Here is a 16,076-nt window from a genome sequence, read left to right as displayed (position 1 = left end):
GGCCTAATGCCGTGCACAGGCGTGACGACTATTCGTTCGCATGATGCGCAGCGTGGCAGGCCTTGAGCTCACCCATATCGCAGGAAACATCGTGAAGAAACCTATCCACAAAGTGCTGTACGTCCAGGTGATCGTCGCGATCATCATCGGCATCGCGCTCGGCCACTATTCGCCGGACTTCGCTATCGACATGAAGCCACTCGGCGACGGCTTCATCAAGCTGATCAAGATGGTGATCGGGCCGATTATCTTCTGTACGGTGGTGACGGGTATCGCCGGTATGGAAGACATGAAGAAGGTCGGGCGCGTCGGCGGTAAGGCGCTGCTGTACTTCGAAATCGTCTCGTCGTTTGCATTGTTGCTCGGCCTGATCGCCACGCACGTGCTGAAGCCGGGCGTCGGCTTCAATATCGATCCGGCCACGCTCGACGGCAAGGCTGTCGCGTCGTATGCCGCCAAGGCACACGGCCAGACCACGGTCGATTTCCTGATGCACATCATTCCGGACACGCTCTCGTCGGCTTTCGCACAAGGCGAAATCCTGCAGATCCTGCTGATCGCGCTGCTGTTCGGTGCGGTGCTCGCCACGGCCGGTGAGAAGGGCAAGGTCGTCACGAACTTCATCGACGGGCTCTCGCACGTGCTGTTCGGCATCGTGCGCATCATCACCAAGCTGGCGCCGATCGGCGCGTTCGGCGCGATGGCCTTCACCATTGGCAAGTACGGCATCGGCTCGCTGCTGCCGATGCTCAAGCTGATCGGCACGTTCTATCTGACTTCGATCGTGTTCGTGGTGGTCGTGCTCGGCATCATCGCGCGTGCGGTGGGCTTCAACATCCTGCGCTTTGTTGGCTACATCAAGGAAGAGATGCTGATCGTGCTCGGCACGAGCTCGTCGGAAGCCGCGCTGCCGCAACTGATGCTGAAGCTCGAAAAGCTCGGCTGCTCGCGCTCGGTGGTGGGCCTCGTGGTGCCGACCGGTTACTCGTTCAACCTCGACGGCACCAACATCTACATGACGATGGCCGTGCTGTTCATCGCGCAGGCTACCAACACCGACCTCACGTGGACGCAGCAGCTCACGCTGTTGGCGGTGACGATGCTGACTTCGAAGGGCGCAAGCGGTGTGACGGGCGCAGGCTTCATCACGCTGGCCGCCACGCTCGCTGTGGTGCCGACCATTCCGCTGTCGGGCATGGTGCTGATTCTCGGTATCGACCGCTTCATGAGCGAATGCCGCGCGCTGACGAACATCGTCGGCAACGGTGTGGCGACGGTGGTGGTGTCGGCATGGGAAAAGGAACTGGACCGCAACAAGCTGAACGCCGCGTTGCGGGGTGAAGCGACGGTCAAAGAGCCGGCTAGCGTTTAAGCCGCGTACCGGCTACGACACCCACCAGCAATCCGATCACGGCAGCGGATACCCGCGTATGAAAACGGCAGCCGCGCGCCGTGCCCCCACGCTGTCGGCCGACGCAGCTCGCGCCGACGGCGCGCCGCCTTATGCCACAATATCCGATCCTCACCGATCGGGAATTGCCAACGTGACGCGCCGCCTGCTGATCCTCTTCGCGCTCGTCGCCGGGCTCGTGGCGGCGTGCGGGTTCACGTACAGCATCGCCTGGCAGAGCGGCATCGACAATTTGCGGCGCAACGCCGCGGTGCGGGTCGATCGCACGACGAGCGCGCTGAAAAGCACACTCGAGCGCTACGAATCGCTGCCTTATCTGCTGGGCGAACATCCTATCGTGCAGGACGTGCTGGTCAATCCCAGTCCAGCTAACGTCGAGCACGCCAATCTCTATCTCGACGACCTCAACCGCCATGCGCGGGCAACGGTCACTTACATTATTCCGGTCGACGGCTATTGTGTCGCCGCGAGCAACTGGCGCGGACCGGGCAGCTTCATCGGTGCGGGCTATCAATTCCGGCCGTATTTTCTCGATGCGGTGAAGGGGGGCGTGGGCCGCTTCTTCGGTATCGGCACGATTTCGCAGGCGCCGGGTTACTACGTCTCGCAGCCGGTGCGGCGGGACGGCAAGATCGTCGGCGTGGCGGTCGTCAAACTCGATCTTGAATGGTTTCAGGGCGCGGATGCGTCCGAGCCCCTGGTTGTCGCCGACGACCACGGCGTAATTTTTCTGTCGTCGATGCCGGCGTGGAAATATCACACGATCCAGCCGTTGTCGGGACAGGTCGCCGATTCGATCTATCAGGCGCGCCAGTACGCACAACAGCCGATCGCGCCGCTGCCGGTGACGATCGAGCGCACCCTCGAAGGCGACGCGCAGATCGTGCGTATCGGCGGTGGCCGCTATGCAACGCGCTATCTTGCGTCGCGGCGCGGCATGGGCGAGCCGGACTGGCATCTGATTACGATGTCGCCCGTTAGTCCGGTCGATGCCGACGCGCGCAATGCGACCATTGTTACCGGCTTCGGATACGTGTCGGTGGTGCTGCTCGCGTTCTACTGGAGAATGCGCCGCGCCCGGGTGCGTGAAGTGATGCGCAGCCGTTCGCTGCTGCAAAAGGCCTACGCGGAACTGAACCAGCGAGTGGCCGAGCGCACCGCAGATCTCTCGCAGGCGAATGAACAGTTGCAGAAGGAAGTCGCCGAGCGAACGCGCGCCGAACAGGAACTGCGCGCCGCGCACGATGAGCTGATCCAGGCGAGCAAACTCGCCGCACTCGGTCAGATGGCGGCCGGCATTACGCATGAATTGAATCAGCCGCTCGCGGCGTTGCGCGGCTTTTCGGACAACACACGCGTGCTGCTCGAACGCGGCGACCAGGCCTCGGCGCGCGAGAATCTCGAAGCGATCGCGGCGCTCACCGAGCGCATGGGCAAGATCACCAATCAGTTGAAGCTCTTCGTCGGCCGCGCGCGGCCGCGCAGCGCGCGTGCGCCGATCATGCGAGCGTTGCGCAATGTGATCGCGCTGCTGCAAAAGCGCCTGCAAGGCGTCGAAGTCGAGTTCGCTTTGCTCGATGCCGACACCGGCGCGCGCGGGCTTCTGAATCTCGCCGACGATCCCCCCGATCTGGTCGCCAATTGCGACGAGCTTCGGCTTGAACAGGTGCTGATCAATCTGCTCGGCAACGCGCTCGACGCAACGGCGGGGATGACGCCGCCGCGCATTTCGATCGAGATCGAAGCCGCTGAGTCGAGTGTGTCGTTCGCAGTGCGCGACAACGGCCCAGGCATTCCCGACGACGTGCTGCCGCGCCTGTTCGAACCGTTCTTTACGACGAAGGAAATGGGCCAAGGGTTGGGGCTCGGCCTTGCGATTTCGTCGTCGATTGCGCGCGATTGCGGCGGCACATTGGTGGCGCGCAACGCGCCGGACGGCGGTGCATTATTCGTATTGACGCTGCGCCGCGCGCGCGTGCAGACGAGTCACACATCGGATCCGCTCACCACGGGTTCCTGAATCAGACGAGAACAACATGCTGAACGACGGCTTGCAAGTGCTGTACATCGAAGACGACGAGCTAGTGCGGCGCGCCAGCGTGCAGAGTTTGCAACTGGCGGGTTTCGACGTGATCGGCCATGCGTCGGCGGAATCCGCAGCGAAGATGATTAGCGCGGATTTCTCAGGCGTGATCGTCAGCGATATTCGCTTGCCTGGCGCAAGCGGTCTCGAACTGCTCGCGCAGTGCCACGAGCGCGCGCCCGATGTGCCGGTGATTCTGGTCACCGGTCATGGCGATATTTCGATGGCCGTGCAGGCCATGCGTGACGGCGCGTATGACTTTATCGAAAAGCCGTTCGCATCGGAGCGTCTGATCGAAACCGTGCGACGCGCGCTGGAGCGCCGCAAGCTGGTGCTGGAGAACCTCGCGCTGCGCCGTGAGCTGGCCGGCCAGAATACGGTGGCGCCACGCATCATTGGCCGTAGCCCGGCGATCGAGCAGGTGCGGCGGCTGATCGCGAATATCGCGCCGACCGACGCGTCGGTGCTGATCAACGGCGACACCGGCGCGGGCAAGGAATTGATCGCGCGCAGTCTGCATGAACTGTCGCCGCGGCGTGACAAACCGTTTATCGCGGTGAACTGCGGCGCGCTACCGGAGCCGATGTTCGAGTCGGAAATGTTCGGCTACGAGCCCGGCGCATTCACCGGCGCGGCAAAACGCCGCATCGGCAAGCTCGAACATGCTTCGGGCGGCACGCTGTTCCTCGACGAAATCGAGAGCATGCCGCTCGCGTTGCAGGTCAAGCTGCTGCGTGTGTTGCAGGACGGCGTGCTGGAGCGGCTCGGCTCGAATCAGCCGATTCGCGTGAATTGCCGAGTGGTGGCCGCCGCAAAGGGCGACATGGCCGAGCATGTCGCGGACGGCTCGTTCCGTCGCGACTTGCTATACCGGCTGAACGTGGTGACGATCGCGCTGCCGCCGTTGGGCGAGCGTCGCGAGGACATCGTGCCATTGTTCGAGCACTTCCTGCTGGATGCGGCGGTGCGTTATCAACGCCCTGCGCCGATTCTCACGGACCGGCAGCGTGCCAGCCTGATGCAGCGGGAATGGCCGGGGAATGTGCGCGAACTGCGCAATGCCGCCGACCGCTTCGTGCTCGGCGTGGCCGACGATCCGGTCATGTCTTTCGCCGACGACGGCTTAGCGACGCAACCGTTGAAGGAACGTGTCGAGCAGTTCGAGCGGGCGGTGATCGCGGAGGCGTTGGAGCAGGCCGGCGGTGTCGTCGCGGTCGCGGCGGACAAGCTGCAGCTTGGAAAGGCGACGCTCTACGAGAAGATCAAGCGATATGGCCTTGCGGCCAAAGGGGAAGGGGAGCGGTGAGGATTTGAAGCGCCGGCGGCGAGGTGCGACGCCGGCGTTTGAATCAGGGTGCTTTGCTTCAGGCTTTCCGTGGCAATCAGACCGCGTTCAGCGCTTTTTCCAGCAACTGGTCGAGTTCCGCGAATTGCGGCTCGCCCACGTAGCGCTTCAGAATCTTGCCGTCCTTGTCGACCAGGAAGGTGGTCGGCGTGAGCTGGACGTTGCCGAACTGCTTGGCGACCGAGCCGTCGTCCATCGCAACCTTGAACGGCAACTGGCGGGTTTCTGTGTAATTGGTCACGTACATCGGCGCGTCGTAGTTCATTGCGACGGCGACGAATTCGAGCCCTTTGCCCTTGAAGCGGTTATAGGTCTGGACCATCTGCGGCATTTCCTTCATGCAGGTGTCGCAGCTGGTCGCCCAGAAGTTGATCAGGTAGACCTTGCCTTTCAGGTCGGCGGTCGAGACTTTCTGGCCTGACAGCAACGTGAAGGTCGCATCGGGCACGCGCTGCTGCCCGGCGAACGCGAAATAGCCAGCAATCGCAATCGCGATGGCCACGACGGCGATGATGATGGTGCGAATCGGATTCGCGCGCCGTGCGGCGGTGGACGGGGTGGAACTCATGAACGGAACCTCGAGAGTCGCGCGGAGCGCGCGGGACAGTGCGTTGGTATGGGCTGCGTTTGGTCTTGCTTTGCGACTATTAAATCCGGTGCTGCCAAGCGTCGCTATTGTAGCCCCATTCCGGCCGCGCGGCAGCAGGTGGCCGGGGAGGGGATAATAGGACTTTACGTTCCTGTCAGCCCAATCTTCTGTCCCATGCTTCGAACCGTTTTTCGCTTCCTCGCCCGGATTTCGATAATCCCGTTTGGCCGTCCTGTCAGCCGTTCCCCAAGTTTCGCCCTGGCCGGCGCCGCTTTTCGCTTGCCGCGTGCGCGCGCAGTACTCGGCACGATGGCTTGCGCGCTGGCATTGGGCGGCGCATTGACGGCGTGTTCGCCGACCTTCGACTGGCGCACCATCATGAACAACGACGACGGCTACACGGTCGACCTGCCGGCCAAGCCGGACAACGATCAGCGCGCGGTCCAGATCGACGGCACACCGATGCAGATGGCGATGCAGACAGCCGAAGCCGGCGACGCGGTGTTCGCGGTCGGCACGGTGATGCTGCCGAACGACGATCCGCAGACGCAGCGCGCCGCGCTCGAATTCCTGCGCACCGGCCTCGCCCGCAATGTGGGCGCCGCACCGGACGCTCATGCGGTGCAAATCCCGCTCGCCGCCGGCGGTCGGGTGATGGGGCTGGAAATGAAGCTGACCGGTGAGGCCGGTTCGAAACACGAAACGCGAACCGTCTATGCGCGTCTGGTCGCGCGTGGCCGGCATGTGTATCAGGCGGCCATCATTGCTTCCAAGCCCCTCCAGCAGGAACAGGTCGACCAGTTTTTTTCGTCGTTCCAACTGTATTGAAAGGGGGCGCTTTGGCGGATTCGGCGTGCCGCCAGATCGCAGTGCACAGTGAAAGTTCCTTCGCAGCATTGCATGCTAATTCTCGGTTTACGTTGAAGTTTCCTGATTACTCGCAGGTGCTGTGGATAACTCTGTTGAGAACTTCGCGGTTTTTACCGAAGATGCCCATCCCGTGGGCATTCTGTCAGGTGGAGTCCGCTCCGGGCAGGCGAAAAAAACCAATCGAATCAATGCCTTTTAGATGCGGGCTTCCGTGTGCCTTTCAGATGTTTCAAAATCTCTCTGGAACGCGTACGTGTGCATAAGTCAAGTCTTGACACGCATTTTTTGCCAGTTCGGCGGCGCGCAGACGATGCGGAGTGGCCAGATTTCGTCAGCGCTCAACGATGACGCCGCACCGGTGGCCTTGCTATTGGATCTTCCCGTGCGCACATCCGCAGGAAAGGGAATCAGGAACGGCAAAGTCTGTTTCTGTAGGGCCGAACTGATCTTTTAGTTGCGGGGTGGTAGTGCTTGCGGAAATATATTCGGAGGCATTCAACGCAAATCCATCCGATTCAAGATGCATTATTAGGTTGACTGACTGTTAATGCATGTAACGAGCGGTCGCGCCGGCGGCAATTCGCGTCTTTGTGGTTTCTTTATTTTCTGATAAATTTTCGTGAAGCCGTGCTCATTTTATGCATTTTTGAATGGCAGAATTTCCTTGCCCTTTTAAATTGATCGGACATCGCAGTGAAAACCTTGCGAAAATATTCAGACCGCTCTTCCGATTTTTGCGACTGCCGATCAATTGACGGTGACGGGCTCTCCTTCAAAACGGAGGCACGGCCACTTTGATCTGACTGCAGCGACAAAGCGTATCCGCAAGCGATTCAGGCAGGGCAAACGTGATGTTTTTCGGCGGCGCCACGCACTGATCCAGGCCACAGCTAACCAATATCGAGGTCGCTAGTATGCGTCGGTCGCCTCACGCCGCAAAACCACTCAATGCGCACTTACGCTATCCATTGATATGCGGCGTTATCCGGATGTTGACCTTCAGTTCGCCCTGGCTGGCAGTGTGGCTACCGGCCGGAAAAATTTGCGCAGCCACGACAATCAATAGCTCAACGGCCACGGTCTTTCTGCAAATACTGGACCCCTCTTCCAGTGTTTTCGTGGCGCCGGTCACCACCGTTATCAATAACACCGGCACCAACGTCGGCATATCTGGCGATGCCTCGAAGAACTGGCAATTGACCAATTACGGTTCTGTCAGCGCGATTGGCGGCGGAGTTCAGCTTGGTGCCGCTACCGCCAACGGTGTTCAGCTAGACAACTACGGCCGCATTAGCGGCGAGAATTTTGTCTTGGCGTACGGTGTTCAGCTCATCAACGGGGGAACCATTCGCAATCATGGCGGCGCCAGCATCAATAGCGAACTGTTTTACGGGATTTTATCAGGGAGAGTGACTACGACGATTGTGAATGATGGCGATATTTCTGGCGTTTCGTCAGCCATCAGATTGGGCTCAGGGGGCTCAGTCACACAGAGCAGCACTGGGCGAATCATCGGCAACGATGGCGGCGCGGGGCTGGTGATCGATAACGGGACTTATACGGTTAACTCCGCGGGCTTGATTACCGCAATTTCGGGTCCTGCCATGATCGTGCGCGGTACGAGTAACGGAACGATCACCAATAGCGGCAGCATATCGGGTACCACCGGCGTGCAGATGAACAGCAGTTCAGGAGGCTTGCTCACGAACTCGGGCACCATCACCGGATCAGGCGGTACCGCTGTCAGTATGAGCGGCAGCAACAACCAGTTAGTTTTGCAAACCGGAAGCGTGCTGAATGGTTCGATCACCAGTTCGGGCAAAAACAATACTTTGGCACTGCAGGGCAATGGTACGGCCAATAATAGCTTTAGCGGGCTGTCCACAATCTCCGCTCTGGATACCGGGACCTGGACCTTGGGTGGTACGGTGGGCACTACGGCAGCTAGTACCTCGGCACTCAATGTGCAAAATGGCACATTGATTGTCACGGGCCAGCTTACTAATGGCGGCACTGGCGCCGGATCCAGCGTTTCGAACGGCGGCACATTGCAGATTGGCAATGGTGGAGCCTCCGGCAGTGTGAGTGGCGATGTGTCGGTCAGCAATGGCGGGCAGTTGCGGTTTAGCCGGTCTGATACGGTGGTTTACGGCAATATTGTCAGCGGAAACGGCGGGCTTACCCAAGCGGGTTCCGGCACGCTGATTCTGAATAACAGCAACACCTATACCGGGGGCACCACAATCAGTAGCGGCACCCTGGCGATTGGCGACGCGTCCCATCCTGGCGCCGAACTCACCGGCGGCGGGGAGGTCACTGTCGACGCGGCCGGTTCATTCGGTGGCTACGGCAAGGTGAGCACGTCTGTACTCAACATGGGTCTGATTGGCGTCGGCAATGCGCTGCCGGCGTTCGCCAACGGCCCGGACGCTGTATTCACGATTGCCGGCAATCTCGACAACCATGGCACGATTACGATGGCCAACGGCGTTGCCGGGGACCGCCTGATCGTGACGGGGGGCACCTATATTTCCAATGGCGGCCGGCTGCTGATCGACAGCGTGCTGAATGAAGGCGGTGCGAGTTCGCAGAGCGATATGTTGGTGGCGGACGCGACGAGCATCGGTGCGGGAGGCGCCACGCATCTGAGCGTGCAGCGCGTGGGTGGCGTGGGCGCGTTCACGCCGACGGACGGCATTCAGGTCGTGCAGGTGGCGGATGCCAGCCGTTCTGCTGGCGGGGCGTTCACGCTCGACGGCCGGGTGGTAGGAGGTCCGTACGAGTACCGGCTTTTCCAGGGCGGGGTGGGCGATCCGAACAGTGGTCAGTGGTATCTGCGCTCCGAGCAGACACCGACACCGACGCCGACACCGACACCAACGCCAACGCCAACGCCAACGCCAACGCCAACGCCAACGCCAACGCCAACGCCAACGCCAGTTCCGCCGAAGCTTCTGCGGCCCGAGGTCGGTGCATATCTCGGCAACCAGTATGCGGCGCAGACTATGTTCATTCAGACCTTGCATGACCGTCTGGGCGATCCGCCGCATCAGACGGGTGACGATGCAGCCGGACGCGCTCCAACGGGGGCCGGTTGGGTGCGCGTGGCCGGCTCCGGCCTGCGCGGTCACGGCGCCGACGGTCAACTCGGCGTGAATACACAAGGCGAGGTGCTGCAGGCCGGTGGTGACATTGCGCAATGGTCAGGGATGCAGAGCATCGACCGCGTGCATGTCGGTCTGATGGCGGCCTACGGCAATATGCGCACCGACGCGAGCGCGGACGGCAATCCGTTCTCAGCGCACGGCACTGTCAGCGGATACGCAGTCGGTGGCTATGCGAGCTGGTTTGCCGACGAGAAGACCCGGCTCGGCGCTTACGTGGACAGCTGGCTCCAATACGGCAACTTCGACAATCAGGTGGAGGGCGATTTGTTGCCCGGAGAACGGTACAGCTCGCACAGCTGGACGGGTTCCCTGGAAGTCGGCTACGCGATGAATCCCTTCAACAGCGATTGGGTGATCGAACCGCAAGGCCAGATCCTCTACGCGGACTACAGCGCGGGCACGCATACCGAGGTCAACGGCACACAGGTCGGGGATAACGGTTCCGGCGGCTTGACGAGCCGGCTGGGCGCGCGTCTCTACCGCGATTTTGGAACCAGCGCCGGAAATATGATCCGGGCGTCGTTCGAGGCTAACTGGTGGTACAACAACCGGCGCAACTCGATCGTCGTGGACGATATATCAATCGCGCTCAATGGTGTGCCGAATAGCACGGGCGAGTTGAAAGCTGGCGTGCAATACAGGTTTGCACATCGCTGGCAGACCTGGGGCAATGTCGCGTGGGGTTTTGCCGGGAGCAGTTATCAACGACTGACGGGCATGGCCGGCGTGAAATATTCGTGGTGAGATGCACGTGGCGTGGCGTGGCGTGGCCTCGCGGTTGCGCCACGTGCGTAGCTGCAGCACGATCTCGCGAACCTGGCCCCCTCCCACACCGTTGATTCCGTGCGGCGCGGTTTCACGATGATCGGGCAGAACGGCTGCAGCGTCCTTACACTGCCCGGTCGTGTCAAGTCGGGGTCATCACGCGCCGATATTGAATGGCTTCACCGATCTGCGCGGCACTCGGCATGGCGGTGCCGGCCAGATCGGCGATGGTCCGCGCCACCTTCAGGACTCTGTAGTAAGCACGCGCCGACCAGCCGAAGCGTTCGCCGGCCTGACGCAGCAAAGCCTCACCGGCTGCGTCGGGGCGGCAGACCTCGTCCACTTCCCGTCCGCCCAGTTCCCGATTGGTTTTGCCTTGCCGGGCCAGTTGCCGCTCGCGAGCGGCATTCACCCGCAGTGCGATCGACGCGCTGGTTTCACCGGCGGCAGTGGAACGCGCCGACAACTCCGCCGGCGTGAGCGCGGGAATCTCGATCTGGATGTCGATCCGGTCGAGCAGTGGCCCGGACAGCTTGCGCAGATAGCGCGCCGCGATTTCCGGCGTGCAGCGGCAGCGGCCGTTGGGGTCGCCGCGCCAGCCGCAGGGACACGGGTTCATCGCGGCGATCAGCTGGCAGGCGGCCGGAAAATCCGCTTGCAAGGCAGCGCGCGAGATAGTGATGCGGCCGGCCTCGAGGGGCTCGCGCAGGGTTTCGAGCACATGGCGGTCGAATTCCGGCAGTTCGTCCAGAAACAGCACACCCAGATGCGCGAGCGTGATCTCGCCGGGTTGCGGCGGGTTGCGCCCGCCGACCAGCGCCGGAGCGCTCGACGAATGATGCGGCGCGCGAAACGGCCGTTGCCGCCATTGTGAGGGGGTAAAGCCGGCCCGGCTGGCGGACAGCAACGCGGCCGAGCTGAGCGCTTCGTCATCGGTCATGGGTGGGAGCAGGCCCGGCAGGCGAGCGGCGAGCATCGATTTGCCCGCGCCGGGCGGCCCGACCAGCAAGGACATAGGGCCAATTAAACCCAGTCAGCGATGTTAACCGCGTGCAAAATTGGACTCTCGTGGGTCGATAAACTTTACGCAGCAGCGCCCTGTATGACCGTGGTGCCATTCAGGGTCGCGTACCCCAACTTTTCCCGCGCCTCATCTAAGCCTGATTTGCTAGGGTGTCTGGATTTTTCGTTGGAGGCAATCGGCCTGCCGAAAACTTCGTCGAATCCCCACTCGGCGTAATTGCGAAACTCGGTCCTGCTGTTCTGCAACGGCAGCACGAGCACTACCCAGCGGTGTTCGCGGTAAGGTACGGCGTCGAAATCGATCCCGCCATTCCCGGGGTTTCGATCAAGCTTAAGGCACCGAGTCCAGATGTCCTGCTTCTTTTCTCTCTTCAGGTCCTTGTATCGCGTATTGTCGAGATGACTTCGAACGCGCTCGCCAACGTTGTGAGCTTGACCTCTGTAGATTACAGGTAAGTCGTCTATCCGTAGACTACATCCTTCCCTCCGCTTCAAGTCCGGCACAAAATCCGAGGCAATCATGTATAAGCCGCTTGTACGTCCGATGGCGGCGAAGCTCGCCGAAGAGCTGATTCTGACGAACTTGTATCCCGCAGCATTTGCGGATGGCGGGTGCTCTCTAAAAAGGCGCTCAAAACCGACCACGGAAGCAAGTTCTGCTTGATCAAGCACTCGTTTGTACACGTCAAACAATTCATTTGTGAGTCCACGAAGCGGCACGGATTTTTCCTAGGATAAGGTGTTTGAAGATTCCAAACGGCGCGAGGGCGTTATGTCTGAGCGCGCCCGTTACTTGTAAGAATGGAACGCTAATCGATTGAGAATCCACGCTGAATGCTACGGCTTATAGCGGTAAGGATGCCAACGGCTACGGACGGCTAACCCGCTCACAGCAGATCTCATTCAAACAGGACTCACGCCTAAATAAATCAAGCTATCTGTCACGCTATCCTTTGATCGTGATCTCGACCTGATCGGCTTCCACTCCAAAGGTCAAGGCCAAGCCGCGTTTGGCGTCCGCGATGGTCAGTGACCGCCCCCGTTGTTCATCGCGAGCCGATTCGCCGATTGTCGGCCAAGGCTCCCACTTCACCTTTTTGATATCGATACCGAGCGCGTGGAATGGTTCGTAATGCACCGGATTGGCCCCGCCACTCGTCCAGACACCGGGGACGTTGATCCGTGCAAAACGGGTCATCGTTACGATGAACCGATCACCATCAGGAATCACGCCGCTGATTTCGCCGATCAAGAACGCCGCACCGTGCTCTTCACCGCCTTCTTTCCAATTTGAACGCTGGTTTCGAGTTGCAACCACGTATTTACATTTTGTGATCGACCGTGCGTTCGCCCGCCAGTGTCCGCATCCCCGTTCGTTGATCATCGTGTCGATGCTCTTGCTCGTCAGCACCAACATCGTGTCTTTTTCGCTCATCGTTCGCCTGTCTATTTGAATGGTATGAGCTGATAGTAATGCAGTTATGCGCCAATAGCAAATTAACTACTGGTAATAATTGGCCTGTATGGTGGACGACTATCCGCAGATGAGTGACTGATTCAGCGCGCCTGCGAGAGGCAAGAATTGGATGCACACGCGCATCTGATGGTAACGACGCTAACCGAGAGCAGAGAGACGCGTCCGCGATATGAGCCATCCCGTCGGTGTCAGTGGAATGTGGCTGGACGCTACGGTTACTCGGGGCTATTTCGTGAGCACATGGGGCCAAATAAACCCAGTCAGCCAATTAAGCCAAGCCGGGTGGCTATGACATATAGCCTTGTGATAGATTAGCCCTCCCTGCTCCTGCTATCAGTGCCGTGCCTCCTATCCCGACCCCGAAGGCTTATTCGTACATCCGCTTTTCGACGCCCGAGCAACAGAAGGGCGACTCATCCCGTAGGCAGACTGAACTCTCGCAGAAGTACGCCGAGGCCCATGGGCTGATCCTTGATGAAAACCTGACGTATCGAGACCTTGGCGTATCGGCATTCGATAAGTCGAACATCACAAGCGGCCAGCTCGGAGCGTTTCTCAGCGCAGTCAAGTCGGGTGCAGTCGAACCGGGATCGTATTTACTTGTCGAGTCGCTAGATCGGCTCTCCCGAGCAAATGTCACCGATGCGCTCGGGATTTTCATGTCGATCATCGGTAGCGGAATCCGCATCGTGACTTTGGCGGACGGCAAGGAGTACAGCAAGGAAAAGATAAACGAGCAATTCACGGACTTGATCGTTTCGATTGTCGTTATGTCTCGCGCGCACGAAGAATCGCTAACCAAAAGTAGGCGATTGAAGGAGGCGTGGAAGGCGAAGCGCGGCAGGATCGGCGATACAAAACTGACCGAAATGGCTCCGGCGTGGCTGAAACTGGATGACGACAGGACAGCCTATTCGCTGATACCAGATCGCGTCGAACTTGTTCAGCGTATGTTCGAGTGGTCGAAAGACGGGATCGGTTCAGAAACCATCGCCCGGCGATTGAACCAGCAAGGCTTGCTCACGTGGGGAACACGATCAGCCGACCAGTGGCACGCGTCGTACATCAAAAAGATTCTCGATAACCGGGCCGTGCTCGGCGAATTCCAGCCGCATACGCTCGTCAACGGGAAGCGTATTCCCGAGGGCGATCCGGCTCCCGGCTATTTTCCGCGAATCGTCTCGGACGAAGAGTTTGTTCTTGCGAAGACGGCTCGGCAATCGCGCCGAACGAATAGTGCCGGACGGAAGGGACTGACTTTCTCGAATCTGTTCTCTGGCTTCCTTCGCTGCGGTTACTGCAATGGGTCAATGGTGTATGTGAACAAAGGGCACAGCGGGCCTCGCGCCAAGTTGCTGGTCTGCGCGCGAGCGAAAGCGGGAAACGGTTGCCACTATGTGCCGTGGGAATATCCGCAATTCGAACGTAGTGTTCTCACGTACTGCAAGGGGCTGGACTTCGATGCATTCCTCCAGACCCGCGATACGGTCAAGTCGGAACTTGCAGCACTGAGCGCGCGCATTGCGGTGCTCGAATCGTCAATGACTGACAACGAGCAGAAGCAGGCGAACATTCTCGAAGCTATCGAATCGGGCGCTAAGTTCCCGCAGTTGCTGGCGCGTATGGATCAACTGGAGAAGGATCGGACGAAGATCAGTGCCGAACTGGAAGAGACACGGCAGAAATATGATGTCCGCGCGAATGCCACGGTTGACGTAACGGCGGTGCGCGCATCGATTGACGAGTTACTACAGCGGATCAGCGAACTGGAAGGTGACGAGCTATACGATGTGCGAGCGCGGTTGAGCCAGCATATCAAGCGGCTCATCGTTCGAGTCGTAATGTATCCCGGCGGGTATATCGAGAAGCCATACTTCGTCGAAAGACTGAGAGCACATCTGGTTGGAAAGGGCGCAAGCGTCGATGAAGCGAACGAGCACATCGTGAGTAACCTGCGTCTCACTCCGAACGTCAGCAAGCGATTTTTTACAATGGTCTCGCGAAGCGATGCAGTCCGGATGATTCGGCCTAACCTCGAAAATCCCGAGCTATTGCATCTCCAGTCGGAAGAAGGCGTGCTAGGTCTGGCTGCTTATGCTGCTGAGGGCATCGCGATGGTCGAGAAGCTGGCGGAGTTTGCACGGAGAGCCCATGGCTGAACTCAAGAGCGCGCCTGACGTTCGTCCTGCCTGTGTGGTGTCAACACGCGCCCTCTGGTATTTACTGTTGTTTGCTGAGTGTTATCACCGTCGCATCCTCGGCCGCAAATTTCCGCGCCCATCCCATGCAGGCTGGATAGAATTTCCTTGCAATTTCACTACGAGGAGATTTCATGGCGACGAAACCTGTGCGTAACGGGATGGGCCGCATCATCGGCTTCGAAGAAAAGACCAGCAACGGAAGCACTGTCGCATACGATTCGCAACGTCGGCGGCTCGGCTTCTACAGCGCGCCGTCGAAGAACACGTACGAATCGGATGGTCGGCGAGTTGGCCCCGGCGATCAGACGGGCCGGCTGTTTGGACGGCCCGAGAGAAACAAATAGCGGGCCGAGGTGTTTGACCGATAACTTGCTCAAGCCAAGCGACTGACGAGGGCCTTCCGTTTGCGGCCTTGGTCAGCGCGCCATGCCTCACGGATAGTGTCGAGGTTCTGCGGCACTCCGGCTCGGTCGCCTAACATCCAGAATGTCCAGCCGTTGGTAGATGCTGTTGTGTCACTTGCGCCCAAGTCTTTCTTGACGGCTACCGCAACCGAGGACGGATCGTTGAAGTACTTGCCGTCATATTCGAAGCCGTGCTTGCTGACGGTCACGTCGATCCGTTTACCAGCGTATTCGGCGTACAGAGATAGCGGGATCGGCAGTTCAACCCCCCGGGATGTCTTGAAGCAGGTCGGTTCGGGCGGAACCAGTGGAGTGTCGATGACGTGACGCCGGAAGCCTTCCTTGGCCGGAGGCGACGCATCCCAGTGGTCACACAGCCGCTTCAGGATAGTGTCGTTGGTGTCGACGAGCGGCACCGCATAGGTCTGCAGGCGCGCGAATGTTTCGGCGCTGATCGTCAGCGAAACGGTTTCCATGGCTCACTCCGCGATAGTGTGAGTCAACTTTAATTTTGCTTAGAGTTTTTGTCAAGCAAACTCTAAGTAATTTGTTGTGTGCTTGATGGCAAAGTGGTGCCCCTCGAAACGAAGCGGACGGGCTGGCTTTTCCGACGCAGCGAATGCAGCTATGAAATCCATAACTGATGAATAGCGACGTTCACGCAGTTTCGTCTTTGAACGTTGGCTGCGGAACGTTCGCTCCAGTCGAACCATACCGATTCGTCAACAACAATCCATGTTG

The 16,076-nt window shown here is 59.6% G+C and carries 11 protein-coding genes and 1 pseudogene; 7 read left to right on the top strand and 5 right to left on the bottom strand.

Annotation, left to right across the window (positions count from 1 at the left end):
- The first annotated feature begins 91 nt into the window (after positions 1 to 91).
- From P3T22_RS15765 to P3T22_RS15755, 3 genes are read left to right on the top strand one after another with little or no spacing between them, the layout of a single operon-like run.
- Positions 92 to 1,372, top strand: a complete 1,281-nt coding sequence (locus P3T22_RS15765) for a dicarboxylate/amino acid:cation symporter (protein ID WP_063497788.1) — start codon at positions 92 to 94, stop codon at positions 1,370 to 1,372.
- A 58-nt stretch (positions 1,373 to 1,430) separates the two neighbouring features.
- Complete coding sequence (locus P3T22_RS15760; protein ID WP_429325424.1) at positions 1,431 to 3,431, top strand: sensor histidine kinase; 2,001 nt, start codon at positions 1,431 to 1,433, stop codon at positions 3,429 to 3,431.
- A gap of 16 nt (positions 3,432 to 3,447) precedes the next feature.
- Positions 3,448 to 4,800, top strand: a complete 1,353-nt coding sequence (locus P3T22_RS15755) for a sigma-54-dependent transcriptional regulator (RefSeq protein ID WP_181448395.1) — start codon at positions 3,448 to 3,450, stop codon at positions 4,798 to 4,800.
- Positions 4,801 to 4,876: 76 nt separating this feature from the next.
- Here P3T22_RS15755 and P3T22_RS15750 read toward each other — a convergent pair whose 3' ends face one another.
- The gene (locus P3T22_RS15750; protein ID WP_063494628.1) at positions 4,877 to 5,407 is read right to left on the bottom strand and encodes a TlpA disulfide reductase family protein; all 531 of its coding nucleotides are present in this window, start codon (positions 5,405 to 5,407) and stop codon (positions 4,877 to 4,879) included.
- A gap of 195 nt (positions 5,408 to 5,602) precedes the next feature.
- Between P3T22_RS15750 and P3T22_RS15745 the strand changes: the two genes are divergently transcribed.
- Entirely contained in the window at positions 5,603 to 6,256 is a 654-nt protein-coding gene (locus tag P3T22_RS15745; RefSeq protein ID WP_063494629.1) for a hypothetical protein, read from the top strand.
- 1,031 nt (positions 6,257 to 7,287) lie between these two features.
- Complete coding sequence (locus P3T22_RS15740; protein ID WP_429325423.1) at positions 7,288 to 10,209, top strand: autotransporter outer membrane beta-barrel domain-containing protein; 2,922 nt, start codon at positions 7,288 to 7,290, stop codon at positions 10,207 to 10,209.
- 163 nt (positions 10,210 to 10,372) lie between these two features.
- On the opposite strand, the pseudogene P3T22_RS15735 reads toward P3T22_RS15740, so the two are convergent.
- From P3T22_RS15735 to P3T22_RS15725, 3 genes and pseudogenes are all read right to left on the bottom strand, one after another.
- Positions 10,373 to 11,239: pseudogene (locus P3T22_RS15735) on the bottom strand (YifB family Mg chelatase-like AAA ATPase); the annotation flags it as partial.
- 74 nt (positions 11,240 to 11,313) lie between these two features.
- Complete coding sequence (locus P3T22_RS15730; protein WP_429325422.1) at positions 11,314 to 11,973, bottom strand: hypothetical protein; 660 nt, start codon at positions 11,971 to 11,973, stop codon at positions 11,314 to 11,316.
- Between the two features lie 226 nt (positions 11,974 to 12,199).
- On the bottom strand, positions 12,200 to 12,688 hold the full coding sequence (locus P3T22_RS15725; RefSeq protein WP_429325421.1) for a hypothetical protein: 489 nt from the start codon (positions 12,686 to 12,688) through the stop codon (positions 12,200 to 12,202).
- A gap of 383 nt (positions 12,689 to 13,071) precedes the next feature.
- On the opposite strand from P3T22_RS15725, the gene P3T22_RS15720 reads away from it, so the two are divergent.
- Both P3T22_RS15720 and P3T22_RS15715 read left to right on the top strand, forming a co-directional pair.
- Positions 13,072 to 14,889: a recombinase family protein gene (locus tag P3T22_RS15720; RefSeq protein WP_429325420.1), complete on the top strand. Its 1,818-nt coding sequence runs from the start codon at positions 13,072 to 13,074 to the stop codon at positions 14,887 to 14,889.
- Between the two features lie 173 nt (positions 14,890 to 15,062).
- Positions 15,063 to 15,275 (top strand): hypothetical protein, encoded by a 213-nt coding sequence (locus tag P3T22_RS15715; protein WP_429325419.1) that lies wholly within the window; start codon positions 15,063 to 15,065, stop codon positions 15,273 to 15,275.
- Between the two features lie 29 nt (positions 15,276 to 15,304).
- On the opposite strand, the gene P3T22_RS15710 is transcribed toward P3T22_RS15715, so the two are convergent.
- On the bottom strand, positions 15,305 to 15,811 hold the full coding sequence (locus P3T22_RS15710; RefSeq protein ID WP_429325418.1) for a hypothetical protein: 507 nt from the start codon (positions 15,809 to 15,811) through the stop codon (positions 15,305 to 15,307).
- Positions 15,812 to 16,076: the final 265 nt, after the last annotated feature.

Source organism: Paraburkholderia sp. GAS348 (genome assembly GCF_050434205.1).
In the GTDB taxonomy this organism is placed as follows: Bacteria; Pseudomonadota; Gammaproteobacteria; order Burkholderiales; family Burkholderiaceae; genus Paraburkholderia.
Note: the sequence above shows the minus strand (reverse complement) of the source record. Positions and strands in the feature narration are given on the sequence as shown.

Excerpts from the sequence above, each read along its gene's own strand:
- P3T22_RS15760 (WP_429325424.1), top strand. The coding sequence starts at position 1,431 with ATGAAAACGGCAGCCGCGCGCCGTGCCCCCACGCTGTCGGCCGACGCA.
- P3T22_RS15755 (WP_181448395.1), top strand. The coding sequence starts at position 3,448 with ATGCTGAACGACGGCTTGCAAGTGCTGTACATCGAAGACGACGAGCTA.
- P3T22_RS15750 (WP_063494628.1), bottom strand. The coding sequence starts at position 5,407 with ATGAGTTCCACCCCGTCCACCGCCGCACGGCGCGCGAATCCGATTCGC.
- P3T22_RS15745 (WP_063494629.1), top strand. The coding sequence starts at position 5,603 with ATGCTTCGAACCGTTTTTCGCTTCCTCGCCCGGATTTCGATAATCCCG.
- P3T22_RS15740 (WP_429325423.1), top strand. The coding sequence starts at position 7,288 with ATGTTGACCTTCAGTTCGCCCTGGCTGGCAGTGTGGCTACCGGCCGGA.
- P3T22_RS15725 (WP_429325421.1), bottom strand. The coding sequence starts at position 12,688 with ATGAGCGAAAAAGACACGATGTTGGTGCTGACGAGCAAGAGCATCGAC.
- P3T22_RS15715 (WP_429325419.1), top strand. The coding sequence starts at position 15,063 with ATGGCGACGAAACCTGTGCGTAACGGGATGGGCCGCATCATCGGCTTC.
- P3T22_RS15710 (WP_429325418.1), bottom strand. The coding sequence starts at position 15,811 with ATGGAAACCGTTTCGCTGACGATCAGCGCCGAAACATTCGCGCGCCTG.